Annotated in this window: 15 protein-coding genes; 7 read left to right on the top strand and 8 right to left on the bottom strand. The window is 63.8% G+C overall.

Annotated features, from left to right (window positions below):
• Window positions 1-23 precede the first annotated feature (23 nt).
• On the top strand, window positions 24-284 hold the full coding sequence (locus NKI50_RS13510; RefSeq protein ID WP_198030469.1) for a hypothetical protein: 261 nt from the start codon (window positions 24-26) through the stop codon (window positions 282-284).
• 26 nt (window positions 285-310) lie between these two features.
• Here NKI50_RS13510 and NKI50_RS13505 read toward each other — a convergent pair whose 3' ends face one another.
• The 6 genes from NKI50_RS13505 to NKI50_RS13480 all read right to left on the bottom strand — a co-directional run bounded on the left by NKI50_RS13505 (window position 311) and on the right by NKI50_RS13480 (window position 7,610).
• Window positions 311-619, bottom strand: coding sequence for a formate dehydrogenase subunit delta (locus tag NKI50_RS13505; protein WP_352483304.1), 309 nt, complete (start codon window positions 617-619; stop codon window positions 311-313).
• A complete protein-coding gene (gene fdhD / locus NKI50_RS13500; protein WP_352716809.1) occupies window positions 609-1,439 on the bottom strand; it encodes a formate dehydrogenase accessory sulfurtransferase FdhD in 831 nt (276 codons plus the stop codon). Before fdhD ends, NKI50_RS13505 begins: the two co-directional genes overlap by 11 nt.
• Window positions 1,440-1,619: 180 nt before the next feature.
• Complete coding sequence (fdhF, locus tag NKI50_RS13495) at window positions 1,620-4,532, bottom strand: formate dehydrogenase subunit alpha (RefSeq protein ID WP_352716807.1); 2,913 nt, start codon at window positions 4,530-4,532, stop codon at window positions 1,620-1,622.
• Between the two features lie 12 nt (window positions 4,533-4,544).
• Complete coding sequence (locus NKI50_RS13490) at window positions 4,545-6,101, bottom strand: formate dehydrogenase beta subunit (RefSeq protein WP_352590771.1); 1,557 nt, start codon at window positions 6,099-6,101, stop codon at window positions 4,545-4,547.
• Complete coding sequence (locus tag NKI50_RS13485) at window positions 6,098-6,577, bottom strand: formate dehydrogenase subunit gamma (protein ID WP_352590774.1); 480 nt, start codon at window positions 6,575-6,577, stop codon at window positions 6,098-6,100. Before NKI50_RS13485 ends, NKI50_RS13490 begins: the two co-directional genes overlap by 4 nt.
• A 133-nt stretch (window positions 6,578-6,710) precedes the next feature.
• Window positions 6,711-7,610, bottom strand: a complete 900-nt coding sequence (locus NKI50_RS13480) for a LysR family transcriptional regulator (protein WP_023717897.1) — start codon at window positions 7,608-7,610, stop codon at window positions 6,711-6,713.
• Window positions 7,611-7,804: 194 nt separating this feature from the next.
• Between NKI50_RS13480 and NKI50_RS13475 the strand changes: the two genes are divergently transcribed.
• Together NKI50_RS13475 and NKI50_RS13470 are read left to right on the top strand one after the other, a co-directional pair.
• A complete protein-coding gene (locus NKI50_RS13475) occupies window positions 7,805-8,446 on the top strand; it encodes a DUF47 domain-containing protein (protein WP_023717896.1) in 642 nt (213 codons plus the stop codon).
• Window positions 8,446-9,450: an inorganic phosphate transporter gene (locus tag NKI50_RS13470; RefSeq protein WP_352493734.1), complete on the top strand. Its 1,005-nt coding sequence runs from the start codon at window positions 8,446-8,448 to the stop codon at window positions 9,448-9,450. Before NKI50_RS13475 ends, NKI50_RS13470 begins: the two co-directional genes overlap by 1 nt.
• A gap of 43 nt (window positions 9,451-9,493) precedes the next feature.
• On the opposite strand, the gene NKI50_RS13465 is transcribed toward NKI50_RS13470, so the two are convergent.
• Window positions 9,494-9,871 carry a VOC family protein gene (locus NKI50_RS13465; protein WP_352493735.1) on the bottom strand — a complete coding sequence of 126 codons (378 nt, stop codon included), beginning with the start codon at window positions 9,869-9,871 and terminating at the stop codon, window positions 9,494-9,496.
• Between the two features lie 195 nt (window positions 9,872-10,066).
• Between NKI50_RS13465 and NKI50_RS13460 the strand changes: the two genes are divergently transcribed.
• From NKI50_RS13460 to chrA, 4 genes are all read left to right on the top strand, one after another.
• Window positions 10,067-11,239, top strand: coding sequence for an Mrp/NBP35 family ATP-binding protein (locus tag NKI50_RS13460; RefSeq protein ID WP_352716838.1), 1,173 nt, complete (start codon window positions 10,067-10,069; stop codon window positions 11,237-11,239).
• 227 nt (window positions 11,240-11,466) lie between these two features.
• Window positions 11,467-13,272 carry an IlvD/Edd family dehydratase gene (locus NKI50_RS13455; protein ID WP_352483298.1) on the top strand — a complete coding sequence of 602 codons (1,806 nt, stop codon included), beginning with the start codon at window positions 11,467-11,469 and terminating at the stop codon, window positions 13,270-13,272.
• A 264-nt stretch (window positions 13,273-13,536) separates the two neighbouring features.
• On the top strand, window positions 13,537-14,376 hold the full coding sequence (locus NKI50_RS13450; protein WP_023717891.1) for a chromate resistance protein ChrB domain-containing protein: 840 nt from the start codon (window positions 13,537-13,539) through the stop codon (window positions 14,374-14,376).
• On the top strand, window positions 14,373-15,761 hold the full coding sequence (gene chrA / locus NKI50_RS13445; protein WP_352483297.1) for a chromate efflux transporter: 1,389 nt from the start codon (window positions 14,373-14,375) through the stop codon (window positions 15,759-15,761). The genes NKI50_RS13450 and chrA overlap by 4 nt, the downstream gene beginning before the upstream one ends.
• Before the next feature lie 3 nt (window positions 15,762-15,764).
• On the opposite strand, the gene NKI50_RS13440 is transcribed toward chrA, so the two are convergent.
• Window positions 15,765-17,354, bottom strand: coding sequence for a trimethylamine methyltransferase family protein (locus tag NKI50_RS13440; protein WP_352716803.1), 1,590 nt, complete (start codon window positions 17,352-17,354; stop codon window positions 15,765-15,767).
• Between the last annotated feature and the right edge of the window lie 8 nt (window positions 17,355-17,362).

Raw genomic sequence — 17,362 nt, 5'->3', positions numbered from 1 at the left:
CCACCTTGCATAAGAGACGATGTATGACTGCGGTGTTCCGCAAGGAACGCCAACAGCCGGCTGTAGCCTTCGTCTTCCCAGTGCAGGTCGAGATTGGAAATGAAACCCGGCACGAAGACGAGATCGAGCGATCCCTGGCCGACCACCTGATAGGCGATCCGCACGTCGCCGCTGAGCGCGTAGCGAGTTTCGATCGGCCTCACGAGGTTTGTCCGCCCGACCCGACGATTTCTTATCGCCGGATCATAGCAGAGCCGCGAGACTTGCGGCAGATGAAACCTTAGAGGGTGTGAATGTAGGCCCGCGGCGCCTACTTCTGTGACGCAGCCGTAGTCTCGGTGCTCGCTCCGCCGACGCTAAAACCTGCGCCCTCCGGCGCGCCCGGCCGCTTGATGTGTGGGGCGGCCGCGACGACAAGCTCGTTGAAGCCTTCGCCGCCGCTGTCGAGCATCTCGAACAATTGCCGGCGCATCCTCGGCTCCCAGAACTTGTTGATGTGCTCGGCGACGCCGGCAATGCCTTGCTCGCGCGGCTTGGAGTGGAAAAAGGCAGCGATCTGGTTGGCCATGCGAACCAGCTTTTCGCTGGTGCTCATGAGGTGGCCTTCGTCATGCGACATGCTTGGCAACTCCGGAAACCACGCGGTCAGGATGGGTGAAAATATCGAAATCATCGCCGCGCACCAGCGCCACCAGCGTCATGCCGGCGTCGTCTGCGGTGCGGATGGCAAGTGCCGTCGGCGCCGAGACGGCGATGATGAAGGCAGCACCGATCGCCGCGGTCTTCTGCACCATCTCGACCGAAACGCGCGACGTCACGACGACGGCCCCCGACCTGCCGTCGATACCGGCTTTGGCCAGCGCGCCGGCCAGCTTGTCCAGCGCATTGTGACGGCCGACATCCTCGCGCGCCATGACGATGCCCTTGCCGGGGAGGTAAAAACCGGCGGCGTGGACCGCGCCGGTCTCGGCGTGCAGCGGCTGCACCTTCGACAAAAGCTTGACCGAGCGGACGATGTCATCGGCCTGAAGTGTAAGTTTCGACGCACCGACCGGATCGACCGAGCGCATCGCTTCCTCGATCGATTCGATGCCGCACAGCCCGCAGCCGACCGGGCCGGCGAGCCGTCTGCGACGCGCCTCGAAACGGGTGTTGGCCTGGTCCTTCAGCCGGATCTGGATATCGATGCCGGCGCCGTGATCCTCGACCTCGATGGCTTCGATTTCGTCTGGCGAGGCAATGATGCCTTCGGTCAGCGAGAAGCCGAGCGCGAAATCCTCGAAATCGGCCGGGCTTGCCATCATCACCGCATGCGTGGTGCCGGCAAAGGAGAATGCTACCGGCGTCTCTTCCGGCACCATGCGGTTGGCGGCCGCGGTGCCGCCGGCGCGGCGCGCGAGGCGGCTGATCTGGGTGACAGCACGACGTCTGGGCATCACGCGGCACCCCCCTCTGGCCTACCGGCCATCTCCCCCTCAAGGGGGGAGATTGGCAGTTCAGACGTAAGGCACCCTTCGACGCTGGTGATTGGCGAAAGCCGAGATGACATCCAATCTCCTCCCTTGAGGGGGAGATGGCCGGTAGGCCAGAGGGGGGTGCTCCGGCACGACGCCAAAACGCTACTCCGCTGCTTGCAGCGAGGCGATGCGGCGGCTTTGCTTTGCCTGCTCGTCATAGTCGCGCTGCCATTCCGACGGGCCGTTGGATGCACCCACCTGCACCGCGGTCACCTTGTATTCCGGGCAGTTGGTCGCCCAGTCGGAGAAGTCGGTGGTGATGACGTTGGCCTGGGTGTCGGGATGGTGGAAGGTCGTATAGACGACGCCCGGCGACACCCGGTCGGTGATCAGCGCGCGCAGCGTCGTCTCGCCCGAGCGGCTGGTCAGCCGCACCCAGTCGCCATCGCGCAGGCCGCGATTTTCGGCATCATGCGGATGGATCTCCAGCCGATCCTCGCTGTGCCACACGACGTTGTCGGTGCGCCTGGTCTGCGCGCCGACATTATACTGCGACAGGATGCGGCCGGTGGTCAGCAGCAGCGGGAAGCGCGGCCCGGTCCTCTCGTCGGTCGCGACATATTCGGTGCGGATGAACTTGCCCTTGCCGCGCACGAAGCCGCCAATATGCATGATCGGCGTGCCTTCCGGCGACTTCTCGTTGCAGGGCCACTGCACCGAGCCCACCCGGTCGAGAAGGTCGAAGGAAACGCCGGAGAAGCTCGGCGTCGTCTTGGCGATCTCGTCCATGATCTCGGAGGGATGCGTGTAGTTCCAGCCGAGGCCGAGCGCCTTGGCGAGCTCCTGCGTCGTCTCCCAGTCGGCATAGCCGCATTTCGGCTCCATCACCTTGCGCACCATGTTGATGCGGCGCTCGGCATTGGTGAAGGTGCCGTCCTTCTCGAGGAAGGTCGAGCCGGGCAGGAACACATGCGCGTAGTTGGCCGTCTCGTTGAGGAAGAGGTCGTGCACGACGACACATTCCATCGCGGCGAGACCCGCGGCGACATGCTTGGTGTCGGGGTCCGACTGCAGGATGTCCTCGCCCTGTACATAGAGCCCCTTGAACGAGCCGTCGACGGCCGCGTCCAGCATATTGGGGATGCGCAGGCCGGGCTCGTCGTCGAGCTTGACGCCCCACAGGCTCTCATAGATGGCGCGCACCGCGTCGCCCGAAATGTGGCGGTAGCCGGGAAGTTCGTGCGGGAACGAACCCATGTCGCAGGAGCCCTGCACATTGTTCTGGCCGCGCAGCGGATTCACGCCGACGCCCGGCCGGCCGATATTGCCGGTCGCCATGGCGAGGTTGGCAATGGCGATGACGGTGGTCGAGCCCTGGCTGTGCTCGGTCACGCCGAGGCCGTAATAGATCGCGCCGTTGCCGCCGCGCGCATAGAGCCGCGCCGCGCCGCGTATGTCGTCGGGATCGACATTGGCGAGCTGACCGACGACCTCCGGGCTGTTTTCCGGCAGTGCCACGAACGATGCCCAGTCCTGGAACTCGTCCCAGTCGCAGCGCTCGCGGATGAACGCCTCGTCGAACAGGCCTTCGGTGACGATGACATGGGCAAGTGCGGTCAGCATGGCGACGTTGGTGCCCGGCTTCAGCGGCAGATGGAACTGCGCTTCGACATGGGCCGAGCGCACGATATCGGTGCGGCGCGGATCGAGCACGATCAGCTTGGCGCCCTGGCGCATGCGCTTTTTCATACGCGAGGCGAACACCGGATGCGCATCGGTCGGATTGGCGCCGATCAGCAGGATGACGTCCGTCTGCTCGATCGAATCGAAATCCTGCGTGCCGGCGGAGGTACCGAAGGTCTGGCCCAGGCCATAGCCGGTCGGCGAATGGCAGACGCGGGCGCAGGTATCGACATTGTTGTTGCGGAAGCCCTGCCGGACCAGCTTCTGGACGAGGTAGGTCTCCTCGTTGGTGCAGCGCGACGAGGTGATGCCGCCGATCGACGTGCGGCCGCACTGGTACTGGATGCGGCGGAATTCATTCGCCGTATGGGTGAGCGCCTCTTCCCACGACACTTCGCGCCACGGATCGCTGACCCGCTCGCGGATCATCGGCTTCAGGATACGGTCCTTGTGTGTCGCATAGCCATAGGCGAAGCGGCCCTTGACGCAGGAGTGGCCGTGGTTGGCCTTGCCTGCCTTGTAGGGCATCATGCGAATGACCTCGTCGCCCTTGACCTCGGCCTTGAATGAGCAGCCGACGCCGCAATAGGCGCAGGTGGTGACGGTCGAGCGCTCGGGCAGGCCTTTCGCAAGCACGGTTTTCTCCCTCAGCGCATCGGTCGGGCAGGCCTGCACGCAGGCCCCGCACGACACGCATTCGGAATCGACGAACGCCTCGTGCATGCCGGCCGAGACCCTGGATTCGAAGCCGCGGCCCTCGATGGTCAGCGCGAACGTGCCTTGCACCTCTTCGCAGGCGCGCACGCAGCGCGAGCAGACGATGCATTGCGCCGGATCATAGGTGAAATAGGGGTTCGATTCATCGCGGGCGATGTAGTCGATGGTCAGCGAGCCATGGCCGGGCGCCACGCCGTTTTCTTGCTCGACGTGGTTGCGGCCGTCCACGCCATAGCGGTTCTCGGTCAGGCCGACCGTCCTGACGACCTTGTCGAACTCGCTGGCGCCGGTGCCGGCCGTCTCGCCCCACGCAGCCGGATGGTCAGAGACATAGAGCTCCATCACGCCGCGACGAATGGCGTTCAGCCGGTCGCTCTGGGTATGCACGACCATGCCTTCGCCAACCGGCGTCGTGCACGAGGCCGGCGTGCCGCCGCGCCCGTCGATCTCGACGAGGCAGACCCGGCAGGAGCCGAACGAGTCCAGCATGTCGGTGGCGCAGAGTTTCGGGATTTCAACGCCCGCTTCCATCGAAGCGCGCATGATCGAGGTACCCGCCGGCACCGTCACCGGCTTGCCATCGACGGTCAGCGTCACCTGCTGTTCCGCTTCGGAGGCGGGTGTGCCGTAGTCGATTTCCTGGACCAGCGATTTGATGTCGAATGCCGCGTTCATGCCTGTCCGCTCCTATTCCGCTGCTTCGGCGACCGGCGTCGGCCGAAAGTCGTCCGGGAAATGGTTGAGTGCACTCATCACCGGATATGGGGTGAAGCCGCCGAGAGCGCAAAGCGAGCCGAACTTCATCGTGTTGCAAAGGTCGGTGACCAGCGCGATCTGCTTTTCCGGTTCGATGTTCTCAGCGAGCCGGTCCAGCACCTCGACGCCGCGCGTCGAGCCGATGCGGCAGGGCGTGCACTTGCCGCAGCTCTCGATGGCGCAGAATTCCATGGCGAAGCGCGCCTGCTTCAGCATGTCGGCGCTGTCGTCGAAAACGACGATGCCGGCGTGGCCGATCAGCCCGTCCTTGGCCGCGAACGCCTCGTAGTCGAACGGCGTGTCGAACAGGGCGCGCGGGAAATAGGCGCCGAGTGGGCCACCGACCTGCACCGCTTTGACTGGGCGACCCGTTGCCGTGCCGCCACCGATATCGTCGACGATCTCGCCCAGAGTCATGCCGAACGCCGCCTCGTAGAGACCAGCATATTTGACGTTGCCGGCGATCTGGATCGGGATGGTGCCGCGCGAACGGCCCATGCCGAAATCCTTGTAGAAGGCGGCACCCTTGTCCATGATCACCGGTACCGAGGCCAGCGAAATGACGTTGTTGATCACCGTCGGCTTGCCGAACAGGCCCTTATGCGCCGGCAGCGGCGGCTTGGCCCGCACCTGTCCGCGCTTGCCTTCGAGGCTGTCGAGCAGGGCGGTCTCCTCGCCGCAGACATAGGCGCCGGCGCCGACGCGCACTTCCATGTCGAATGAATTGGGTGACCCGAGCACATTGACGCCGAGCACGCCGGCCCTGCGGGCGATCTCGACGGCCTTCTGCATCACCGCCACCGCATGCGGATATTCCGAGCGGATATAGATGAAGCCCTTGGTCGCGCCGGTGGCGATGCCGGCGATCGCCATGCCTTCGATCAGCACGAAGGGGTCGCCTTCCATGATCATGCGGTCGGCGAACGTACCGGAATCGCCTTCATCGGCATTGCAGACGATGTATTTGCGGTCGGCCGACGTATCGAGGACCGTCTTCCATTTGATGCCGGTCGGGAAGCCGGCGCCGCCACGACCGCGCAGCCCGGACTCGGTCACCTGCTTGACGATGTCGGCCGGTGTCATCGCCACCGCATTCTGCAGGCCGTTCAGCCCGCCATGCGCCTTGTAGTGATCGAGCGACAGCGGATCGGTGACGCCGCAACGTGCAAAGGTCAGCCGCGTCTGTTTGGCCAGGAACGGGATCTTGTCCGGTGCGCCCAGCCAGCGCTTGTGATGGCCGCCGGTGAGGAAGCCGCAGTCGAACAGGCTTTTGACGTCGGATGGCTTGACCGGCCCATAGGCGACGCGGCCATTGGCCGTCGCCACTTCGACCATCGGCTCGAGGAAATAGGCGCCGCGCGAGCCGTTGCGCACGATCTTGGCCTCGATGCCGCGCTCGGCCAACTCCGCCCGAACCGCCTTGGCGACCTTTTCCGCACCCAGCGCCAGCGCGCCGGAATCGCCGGGAATATAGATGCGCGGGATCATGAGCGCACCTCGGCAACGATTTCATTGAGCTTTTCGTCGTCGAGCCGCCCGATCACCTCGCCGTCCAGCATCGCCGATGGCGAGCAAGCGCAAAGGCCAAGGCAATAGACCGGCTCCAGCGTCACCGAACCGTCGCGGGTTGTCTCGTGGAAACCGATGCCCAGCATTGATTTGAGCTTGGCGGCAATCGCATCCGAGCCCATCGACTGGCAGGCTTCCGCCTGGCAAAGCTTCAGCACATGGCGGCCGGCGGGCTGGCTGCGGTAATCGTGATAGAAGGTGACGACGCCATGCACCTCGGCCCTGGAGATGTTCAGCGCCTCGGCAATGACCGGCAGCGCGTCCCGCGGCACATAGCCGAACTCTTCCTGTATGCCGTGCAGGATCGGCAACAGCGGGCCTTCGAGGCCTTTCAGCTCGTGGATGATCGCCGCCGTGCGCGATGCGATCTCGGTACTTGCAGGCTGCATCGTCATGCAGCGCCCTCCCTGGTCGTGGCGGTCTTCCGCTAAGTGCTTAGGAAATCAGAGGAAACCCGCTAAATCAATAAAGCCGATCCGTTGCTCGATAGAAATTTTCTATCGATCTCGATCACCAGCATTATCTAGCCTAGCGGCGGGCGCGGAAATCGTCCGCCAGCGCCATTGCCTCGTCCAACAGCGCCGAGACCAGCGGCGTGTGCGGTTCGCGCGGCGCCGCCACCAGCCCGACGGTGTGGCTGGCATCCGGCTCGACGATCGGGATAGCCCGGATCGGCTCGGAAAAGCCGAACGTTTCCGCAAGGTTAAGCGGCATGATGGACGACCATTTGCCGGTGCGGATATGCGAGAACAGCACGATCATCGAGTTGGATTCCAGTGTCGGCCGCACCTGCACGCCGGCTTCGGCCAGATGCTGGTCGATGATGCGGCGGTTCTGCATGTCCGGCGTCAGCAGGCAGAGCGGCAGCTGGGAGAGTTCCGCCCATGTCACTTTGTCGCGGTCGAAATAGGGGTTCCCGACAGCGGTGATCAACTGGTAGCGCTCGTCGTAGAGCGGCACGCTGGTGACGCGTCCGAGCGGCTCGTTGTCGAGATAGGTGATGCCGGCGTCGATGTCGAAATTGCCGAGCAGCGACAGCACCTCGATCGATGTCCGCGACAGCACCGAGAAGGTGACGCCGGGATGCTTTGCCCGAAACGGCGTCGTCAATCGCGCCACCATGGCGAGGGCCGTCGGGATCGCGGCGATGCGGATGCGTCCTGACAGGCCGTGGCGTGCCGCCCGCATCTCCTCGCGCATGGTCCTGCTATCGCCGACGATGCGGCGCGCCCACACCAGCACCTGCTTGCCTTCCGGCGTCAGCCCCTGGAAGCGCGAGCCGCGCAGCACCAGCATCACGCCGAGCTGGCCCTCCAGCTGCTTGATGCCGGCCGAAAGCGTCGGTTGGGTGACGCCGCACACCTCCGCCGCGCGGCCGAAATGTTCTTCCCTGGCGAGTGCTATGAAGAATTCCAGCTTGTCGATCATGCCGTCGGGAGCCTGTCACGGACGCTATGTCCGATCTTAGCGCGCAAGGTCGGGGAAATCGCCTTCGGCCGCAAGCCGCCTGTGCAAATCGCCCGCATCCACATCTTTCAGCCGGCTTACTGTTTCCCGCGATGGAACGCGGCGCTATGTGGATGAGACGGGGTCGTGGACTGGACACGACGGGAGACCGAAACATGCTGGGCTGGTTCCGCAAGCTTTTGCCGCGCGAAGATCGCTTCTTCGACCTGTTCGAGCGGCATTCCCGCACTGTGGTCGGCGGCGCTGAGGCACTGCAGCAGCTTTTGCAGGGCAACGACATCGACCGCTGGTGTCAGACGATCATCGATCTCGAGGACGAAGCCGATCAGATCACCGCGGAAGTTCTGCTGGCCGTGCGCCGCTCCTTCATCACGCCCTTCGATCGCGGCGACATCAAGGACCTGATCCAGTCGATGGATGATGCCATCGACATGATGCACAAGACCGTCAAGACGGTAAGGTTGTTCGAAAAGAAGGAATTCGACCCGCTGATGCAGGAAATGGGGGCCGTCATCGTCGAGGCCGCCAAGTTGGTGGCCGAGGCGATCCCACTGCTCGGCAAGGTCGGGGCGCATACGGTGCGCCTCAACGCCATCGCCGAGGAGGTCATGCGCGCCGAAGGCCGGGCCGACGACCTGCACGAACAGGGCCTGAAGGACCTGTTCAAGCGGCACGGCCGCAGCGATCCGATGGCCTATCTGATCGGCAGCGAGATCTACGGCCAGCTGGAAAAGGTGGTCGACCGCTTCGAGGACGTCGCCAACGAAATCAGCGGCATCGTCATCGAGAACGTATAGTGGAAGCCGCGATAGCCTTTCCGGTGCTGGTCGGCCTTGTCGCCGTCGCACTGTTCTTCGATTTCCTCAACGGCCTGCACGATGCCGCCAACTCCATCGCGACAATCGTCTCCACCCGCGTGCTGAGGCCGCATTATGCGGTGTTCTGGGCGGCTTTCTTCAATTTCATCGCCTTCATGTTCTTCGGTCTTCACGTGGCGGAGACGCTGGGAACCGGCATCATCGACGCCAGCATCGTCACGCCGGCAGTGATCTTCGCAGCACTTGTCGGCGCCATCGTCTGGAATATCGTCACCTGGCTCGTCGGTATCCCGTCCAGCAGCTCGCACGCGCTGATCGGCGGTTTGGTCGGCGCCGGCGTTGCCAAGGCCGGCACCGGCGCCATCGTCTGGGCCGGATTGGGCAAGACGACGGCGGCCATCGTGCTGTCGCCGGCGGCAGGCTTTCTGCTGGCGCTCGTCTTGATCCTCGCGGTCTCCTGGCTGTTCGTGCGGCAGACGCCGTTCGCCGTCGACAGCACCTTCCGCGTCATGCAGTTCTTTTCCGCCTCGCTCTATTCGCTCGGCCATGGCGGCAACGACGCGCAGAAGACCATGGGCATCATCGCCGTGCTGCTTTATTCGCAAGGCATGCTCGGCGCGAATTTTTACGTGCCGCTGTGGGTCGTCATCACCTGTCAGTCGGCGCTGGCGCTGGGCACGTTGCTCGGCGGCTGGCGCATCGTCCACACAATGGGATCGAAGATCACCCGGCTGAACCCGATGCAGGGTTTCTGCGCCGAGACCGGCGGTGCGATCACCCTGTTCGCCGCCACCTGGCTCGGTATTCCGGTATCGACCACACACACGATCACCGGCGCCATCATTGGCGTCGGCGCCGCCCGCCGCGTCTCAGCCGTTCGCTGGGGCATTGCCGGCAACATCGTGGTTGCCTGGATTATCACCCTGCCGGCAACCGCGGTGATTGCGGCCCTCACCTACCTCGCGGTCGGCCTGGCAAGGTGAGAGCACCGCAGCACTGCGCGGCGGCGGTGCGTGAACGCCGTATCTACCTGTCCACAAGGTTCAGGATGTTGCCGTCCGGATCCTTGAACCATGCGACCTTCATGCCCTGACCGACATGAACGTCACCCTCCAGCGTCAGGCCGGGCATGTCGTAATGCTCGAAGGCCACGCCCTTCGATTTCAACGCCTCAACGATTTTGCCGAGCTCGTCGCCGACCGTCCAGGTCACAGCCGTCGCCTTGTTGGTCCCAGCGAAATTCGAACGGTACACGTTGATGCTGGTATCGCCGCTTTTATAGACGATCAGTTCGCCACCTTCATTGTGCACCTCTTTCAGGCCGAGCGTCCCTTCGTAGAAAGCCCTGGCCTTGGCCAGGTCCTTCACTGCGAGATTGGCCGTTGCGTTGCTGTTTGCGAGCATGATCGTCTCCTTCCCTTGATGTCGTGCTCATGCTGCTCCTTCAGATAGGTCGTAGCGGATGGTTGGCGACCGTCGATCAGGCAAATCTGACAGCGTCGGTCCGTTTTCCGGGGCACACCAGGCCGGCTGTTGCTCCACGACTTGGTTCTCTCCGGAAACTGCACTATCTCAGGCGCGAGCTTGCATAAGGAAGATCTGATGTCCGTCACCAAGGAAATCGTCATCGAACGCCTGAAGACGGTCAACGGGCCGGATTTCACCGGCAATATCGTCGACCTCGGCATGGTTTCCGAGATTTTCATTGCCGATGCCAAGGTGTTCTTCTCGATCACCGTTCCCGCCGCCCGTGCCCAGGAGATGGAGCCGCTGCGTGCGGCCGCCGAGCGTGTCGTCAAGGCGATCCCCGGTGTCGCCGGCGCCGTGGTCGCGCTGACGGCGGAAAAGAAGGGCGGCGGCATGGAGGCGCCGGTTCCGCAAAGACCGGCTCAGAGGCCCGCTCCGCCGGCCGCACCTGCTCGTCCCGCGCCGCAGGCGCCCGCCTCGCACAGCCATGGCAAGCGCGGCGTACCAGGCATCGACGCCATCATCGCTGTTGCTTCCGGCAAGGGCGGCGTCGGCAAGTCGACCACCGCCGTCAATATCGCCCTTGGCCTGGCCGCCAACGGGTTGCGGGTCGGCGTGCTCGATGCCGATATTTATGGCCCGTCCATGCCACGTCTGCTCAACATTCATGGCCGGCCGCAGACCGTCGAGGGCAAGATCCTGAAGCCGATGCAGAACTATGGCCTCAAGGTCATGTCGATGGGCTTCCTCGTCGATGAGGAGACGCCGATGATCTGGCGCGGGCCGATGGTGATGTCGGCATTGACGCAAATGCTGCGCGAGGTCGAATGGGGACCGCTCGACGTGCTCGTCGTCGACATGCCGCCCGGCACCGGCGACGCCCAGCTGACCATGGCCCAACAGGTGCCGCTGGCCGGCGCCGTCATCGTCTCGACGCCACAGGACCTGGCCCTGATCGATGCGCGCAAAGGCCTCAACATGTTCAGAAAGGTCGACGTGCCGCTTTTGGGCATCGTCGAAAACATGAGCTATTTTCTCGCCCCCGATACGGGGAAACGCTACGACATCTTCGGCCATGGCGGCGCGCGCCGTGAGGCAGAGCGCCTCGGCGTCACCTTCCTTGGCGAAGTGCCGCTCGAGATGGGCATCCGCGAAAGCTCCGACGCCGGCACGCCGGTGGTGGTCTCCAAGCCCGATAGCGCCGAGGCGAAAATCTATCGCGACATCGCCGCCAAGGTCTGGCACCGCGTCAATGAAGAGCGCGGCGCGGCCGAGGCTGCAGTGCCGAGCATCGTGTTCGAGTGATGCGGATATCCCTCCCCTTTGAGCGGAGGGTGGCCCGAAGGACCGGGCGGGGTCCGCGGCGACACGCTCCAACTTTTCCGGGATAGCGGACTGACAAACCACGATCCCGTCTAGCGCGGAGGCAGATGTGTGTCTATCGCACCAAAGTGCGGATTCGGATGGCGCGTGCCCCTTGCCTGCTCCCGCGCGTTGTCATATCGATTTGTCATACAAATACGGAGACCACGATGGCAGGCGCCCCCACCAGCAAGAAAAAATTTCGCTCGCAAGAGTGGTTCGACAATCCCGACAATCCGGGCATGACAGCACTTTATCTGGAGCGCTACCTGAATTACGGGCTGACGCGGGCCGAACTGATGTCCGGCAAGCCGCTGATCGGCATCGCCCAGACCGGCTCGGACCTGTCGCCCTGCAACCGCCATCACATCGAACTGGCCAAGCGCGTGCGCGAGGGCATCGTCTCGATGGGCGGCATTCCTTTCGAGTTTCCTTGCCACCCGATCCAGGAAACCGGCAAGCGGCCGACAGCTGCCCTCGACCGCAACCTTGCCTATCTCAGCCTGGTCGAGGTGCTCTACGGCTATCCGCTCGACGGCGTGGTGCTCACCATCGGCTGCGACAAGACGACGCCGGCCATGCTGATGGCCGCGGCTACCGTCAACATTCCGGCTATCGCGCTTTCGGTCGGCCCGATGCTCAACGGCTGGCACAAGGGCAAGCGCACCGGCTCCGGCACCATCGTCTGGGAATCGCGCCAGCGCCTGTCGGCCGGCGAGATCGGCTATGACGAGTTCATGGACATCGTCGCCTCCTCGGCGCCGTCGACCGGCTATTGCAACACGATGGGCACCGCTACCACGATGAATTCGCTGGCCGAGGCGCTCGGCATGCAATTGCCGGGCTCGGCCGCAATCCCCGCCCCCTATCGCGAACGCGGCCAGATCGCCTATGAGACTGGAAAGCGCATCGTCGACATGGTGCATGAGGATCTGAAGCCCTCCGACATCATGACCCGCAAGGCCTTCGAGAACGCCATAGTCGTCAATTCGGCGATCGGCGGGTCGACCAATGCGCCGATCCACCTCAACGCCATCGCCCGCCACCTCGGCGTGCCGCTCGACAACAACGATTGGCAGAAGGTTGGCCTCAACATTCCGCTCATCGTCAATCTGCAGCCGACCGGCGAATATCTCGGCGAGGACTATCACCATGCCGGCGGCGTGCCGGCTGTGATCGCCGAACTGATGAAGGGCGGCATGCTGCCCTATCCGGAAGCCATGACCGCTAACGGCAAGACCATCGGCGACAATTGCAGCGGCGCCGTCAACGAGAACCTCGACGTCATCCGCACGGTTGCCGAGCCGCTGAAAGCCAATGCCGGCTTCATCAACCTCAAGGGCAATCTGTTCGATTCGGCGATCATGAAGACCAGTGGCATCTCGCCCGAATTCCGCGAACGCTATCTGTCGAACCCGAAGGACCCGGAAGCGTTCGAGGGCAACGCCATGGTCTTCGACGGCCCCGAGGATTATCACGCCCGCATCGACGACCCGGCACAGGGCATCGACGAGCACACCATCCTGTTCATGCGCGGCGCCGGCCCGATCGGCTATCCCGGCGGCGCCGAAGTCGTCAACATGCAGCCGCCTGCCTATCTGATCAAAAAGGGCATCCACGCGCTGGCCTGTATCGGCGACGGTCGTCAGTCAGGCACGTCGGGCTCGCCGTCGATCCTCAACGCCTCGCCGGAAGCCGCCATCGGCGGCGGCCTGGCGCTGCTGAAGACCGGCGATCGCGTCCGCATCGACCTGCGCAAGGGTACCGCCGACATCCTCGTCAGCGACGACGAGATCACGCGGCGCCGCGCCGAGCTGCAGAACAATGGCGGCTATCACTATCCGAAGCACCAGACGCCGTGGCAGGAAATCCAGCGCGGCATGGTCGACCAGTTTTCCGAAGGCATGGTGCTGAAGCCGGCGGTGAAGTACCAGGATGTGGCTCATACAAGCGGCGTGCCGAGGGACAATCACTGACCAGGGTCCGTCGCACGAGCCGTCAGGTCGCCAGCGTAACGGTCACCTCATTTCTCCCCGTTAACAGCCCGCTAACGGGGAGAAATGCCCGCCACAGAGTTGGACGCGGTCATTTGTCAAAAGCGATTGCTCCCGCGAGAACGGGAATGCTTGACAAGCGGGCGTGACAAATCCACGATCATCGTAAGGGGTGCATCGCGACGACCCCGTGAGGCGTCAGCCCAACGTTCGCGTCCAAGCTTCTCTTTCAAGGAGGTGGACGCCATGCCGTCAACAACCGCTATCACTGTATCGCAACTGTCTCGTCTGATTGGGCTGCCGGGTGCGCCCGCAATCATCGATGTCCGCACCGATGATGACTACAACGCCGATCCGCGCCTGTTGCCGGGCTCAACCCGGCGTGACTTCAAGGCTGTCGCCACCTGGGCTGGCGAATTCACTGGCCAGCAAGTGACGGTCGTCTGCCAACAGGGAAAAAAGCTCTCGCAAGGCGTGGCCGCATGGCTGCGGCACGAGGGCATTGCCGCCGAATCGCTCGAAGGCGGGTTTGAGGCATGGCGCGATGCCAAGGGGCTTTTGGTTCACACCGGCAAGATACCGCCCGCCGATGCCAAGGGCCGCACCGTTTGGGTGACGCGTACGCGCCCGAAGGTCGATCGCATCGCGTGCCCCTGGCTGATCCGACGCTTCATCAATCCTCACGCGGTCTTTCTCTTCGTCGAGCCGGCCGAAGTGGCGGCCGTCGCCGATCGCTTTCAGGCCGTGCCTTTCGACATCGAGAACGTGTTCTGGAGCCACCGCGGCGAACGCTGCACCTTCGATACCATGATCGAGGAGTTCGGACTAAAATCCGAAGCGCTCGATCGCCTCGCCACGATCATACGCGCTGCCGATACTGCGAGCCTCGATCTTGTCCCACAGGCGGCCGGGTTCCTGGCCGCCTCGCTTGGCCTGTCACGGATGTTTCGCGACGATCTGGAGCAGCTCGAGGCCGGCATGCTGCTTTACGATGCGTTCTTCCGCTGGTGCCGCGATGCCACCGAGGAGACGCATAACTGGCCGGCCGCCGGCACGGGCAATCTCGGCGCGGGCAAGCCTTCGTGAGCGCCGTCCTTTCGAAAGAGCCGCCGGAGATCCAAGAGCCGGTTGTGCCGAGCTTCCGGCAGGCCGTGAAAGTCTGGGCGAAAATCGGCGTGCTCAGCTTTGGCGGCCCGGCCGGGCAGATCGCACTCATGCACAAGGAATTGGTCGAGGAACGGCGCTGGATCGGCGAACAGCGTTTCCTGCATGCGTTGAACTACTGCATGCTGCTGCCTGGCCCCGAGGCCCAGCAACTTGCCATCTATATCGGCTGGTTGCTGCACAAAACGGTCGGCGGCCTTGTTGCCGGCATTCTCTTCGTCGTGCCGGGCGCGCTTGTCATGCTCGTCCTGAGCAGCCTCTATGCGCTCTATGGCGATGTACCACTCGTCGCGGCGCTGTTTTTCGGGGTCAAGGCGACCGTGCTCGCCATTGTCATCGAGGCGGTGATCCGGATCGGCAGACGCGCGCTGAAAAACCCCGTCATGGTGTCGATCGCACTCGCCGCCTTCATCGCCATCTACGCGTTGAACGTGCCGTTTCCGCTGATCGTCCTGCTTGCCGGCCTGGCAGGCTGGATCGGCAACCGTAGTGCGCCGGCATTTTTTTCCGGCGCTTCGCATGGCAAGGGCGATGTTCCCGACATCAAGGGCGCGGTCGATCTGATGTTCGAGCGCGGTGAACTGACCCACGTCAGGCCGACGCGATGGCACGCGCCGCGCATCTTGGCGATCTGGCTGCCGATCTGGCTCGGGCCTGTTCTGCTGGTCTGGGCTGTCACCGGCTCGGCCAGCGTCTGGACGCAAATCGGTGGCTTCTTCAGTGTCATGGCGGTCGTTACCTTCGGCGGCGCCTACGCGGCCCTTGCCTATGTGGCGCAGGCAGCGGTCGAGTACTTCGGCTGGCTGGCACCCGGTGAAATGGTCGACGGCCTCGGACTTGCCGAAACCACGCCGGGCCCGCTCATCCTGGTCTTGCAGTTCGTCGGCTTCGTCGCCGCCTTCCGCCAGTCGGGCTCGCTGGCGCCGCTGCTTGCCGGGTTATTTGGCGGGCTGTTCACGCTGTGGGCGACGTTTACCCCATGTTTCCTGTGGATATTCCTTGGCGCGCCTTACATCGAAGCGCTGCGCGGCAACAAGGCGCTGTCGGCGGCGCTCGGCGCAATCACCGCCGCCGTCGTCGGCGTCATCATGAATCTCGCTCTATGGTTCGGCTTGCACGTCATCTTCGGCGAAGTGCGCAATGTCGGGCTTGGAATGGACGTGCCGGTGCTTTCATCGATAGACTGGCGCGCGGCGCTGCTTTCCTGTGCCTCGATGATCGCCATTCTGAAGCTGAAAATCGGCATGCTGCCGACGCTTGCCGGATCGGCGCTGGCCGGCGTCTTGTTGCTGGCGGCGAGCGGCTAACGCTCAGCCGCCCATTCTGCCGCGCGGCAGCTTGATCATATCGCCGAAACGGGCGCGCAATTTGTCGTCGACGGGCTTCGGCACATGGCGCGGGAAGCGTTCGGCAAGCACGCGTTTCTTCTCGATGATCGCCCGCTGCAAGATGTCGGGCCTGCCTTTCTCATTCCATTCCTTCGGCGAAAAGCGGTCGCCGACGGCCGGATAGAAATATTCGGTCTGCATCAGCCGCAGCGTCTGCTCGTTGCCGAGATAATGGCCCGGGCCCTTCAGGCAGACATCGGCGATGGTGTCGATGGACAGCGACTCGTCCGTCACGTCGATGCCGCGCACGCAGCGCAGGCAGTGGCCGAGCATGTCGTTGTCGATGATCAGGCTCTCAAGGCAAAAGCCGAGCAGCGAGGCGTGCATGCCGGCCGATTCGTAAACCAGGTTGAGGCCGGCAAGACCGGCCATCACGTCGGTTATGCCCTTTTCGTAGCCTGACTGAATGTCAGGCAGTTTCGAATCCGTCATGCCGGCGGCCGAACCGCCCGGCAGGTCGTAAAATTGTGCCATCTGCGCGCAGGCCGCGGTCAGCACCGCCTGCTCGGCCGAACCGCCCGACATGGCGCCGGTCCGGAGGTCCGAGACGAACGGCCAGGTGCCGAAGATTGCCGGGTGGCCCGGCTTGATGGCGTTGACATAGATTAGGCCGACCAGCACTTCGGCGACCGCCTGCACCACGGCACCGGCAATCGCCGCCGGTGCCGTCGCACCTGCCTGGCCTGCCGACAGCAGCAGGATCGGAATGCCGCCCTCGACACAGGCTTCGAGCACGCCGCAGGCGTCCTCGGCAAACTTCATCGGCGGCACGACGAAACAGTTCGAATTGGAGACGAAAGGCCGCGCGCGAAAATTCTCTTCGCCGCCGGCGATGGCATAGAGCATGTCGAGCGCCGGCTTGACGTTCTCACGCACGGTAAACGAGGTGCCGACATGCTTCGACGTGCCCATGACGCAGGCGTAGAGCGTGTTGAAATCCATGTCGAGCGGGTCGGGGATGTCGCGTGGCACCATCGGCCGCTGGAAGAAATGGATGTTGTCGAGCCCCTCGACCAGGCGCGCCGCATCGTAAATGTCCTGCAGCAGCGACTCGCGATACTCACGCTTTTCGACATCGACAAGATGCACCGCAGCACCAGCCGTGCCGTAATGCACACGCTTGCCCTGGATCATCATGTCGTGCTTCGGATCCTGGCCGTGCAGGGTGAAATGCCGCGCCGCTTTCTTGATCGTGTCGAGCACCAGAGCGCGAGGAAAGCGCAGGCGGCCGTCCTCGCCAAGCGTTGCGCCGGCCTTGGTCAGTGCCTCAATGCAGGAGGGGATGGCGTTGGCGAAACCGACTGTCTCCAGAAGGGTAAGCACGGCCTCGTGGATACGTTCGCAATCATTGCCGCTGAGCGGGCTGTAGCTTCCGCCTTCGAGGCCGGCACGCACCGGCTTGACGTCGTCGGCAAGCGGTGCTGCTCGCATGGCGCGGCGCGCCTCGCGCCCGCCGGATCGTCGCGAACGCTGGTCTGCGGACACGTCCTGCTTCTCATGGGCCACCGGCATGAAGGCAC

The sequence above is a fragment of the Mesorhizobium sp. M0563 genome (assembly GCF_040321065.1).
In the GTDB taxonomy this organism is placed as follows: Bacteria; Pseudomonadota; Alphaproteobacteria; order Rhizobiales; family Rhizobiaceae; genus Mesorhizobium.
This window is presented reverse-complemented; position numbering and strand designations above follow the sequence as displayed.

Bases quoted from the DNA above. Each gene is read 5' to 3' on its own strand.
- NKI50_RS13450 (WP_023717891.1), top strand. From the start codon at position 13,537: ATGCCGTCAACAACCGCTATCACTGTATCGCAACTGTCTCGTCTGATT.
- NKI50_RS13475 (WP_023717896.1), top strand. From the start codon at position 7,805: ATGCTGGGCTGGTTCCGCAAGCTTTTGCCGCGCGAAGATCGCTTCTTC.
- NKI50_RS13440 (WP_352716803.1), bottom strand. From the start codon at position 17,354: ATGCCGGTGGCCCATGAGAAGCAGGACGTGTCCGCAGACCAGCGTTCG.
- NKI50_RS13485 (WP_352590774.1), bottom strand. From the start codon at position 6,577: ATGACGATGCAGCCTGCAAGTACCGAGATCGCATCGCGCACGGCGGCG.
- NKI50_RS13505 (WP_352483304.1), bottom strand. From the start codon at position 619: ATGTCGCATGACGAAGGCCACCTCATGAGCACCAGCGAAAAGCTGGTT.
- NKI50_RS13465 (WP_352493735.1), bottom strand. From the start codon at position 9,871: ATGCTCGCAAACAGCAACGCAACGGCCAATCTCGCAGTGAAGGACCTG.
- fdhF (WP_352716807.1), bottom strand. From the start codon at position 4,532: ATGAACGCGGCATTCGACATCAAATCGCTGGTCCAGGAAATCGACTAC.
- NKI50_RS13480 (WP_023717897.1), bottom strand. From the start codon at position 7,610: ATGATCGACAAGCTGGAATTCTTCATAGCACTCGCCAGGGAAGAACAT.
- NKI50_RS13455 (WP_352483298.1), top strand. From the start codon at position 11,467: ATGGCAGGCGCCCCCACCAGCAAGAAAAAATTTCGCTCGCAAGAGTGG.
- NKI50_RS13510 (WP_198030469.1), top strand. From the start codon at position 24: ATGACTGCGGTGTTCCGCAAGGAACGCCAACAGCCGGCTGTAGCCTTC.
- NKI50_RS13490 (WP_352590771.1), bottom strand. From the start codon at position 6,101: ATGATCCCGCGCATCTATATTCCCGGCGATTCCGGCGCGCTGGCGCTG.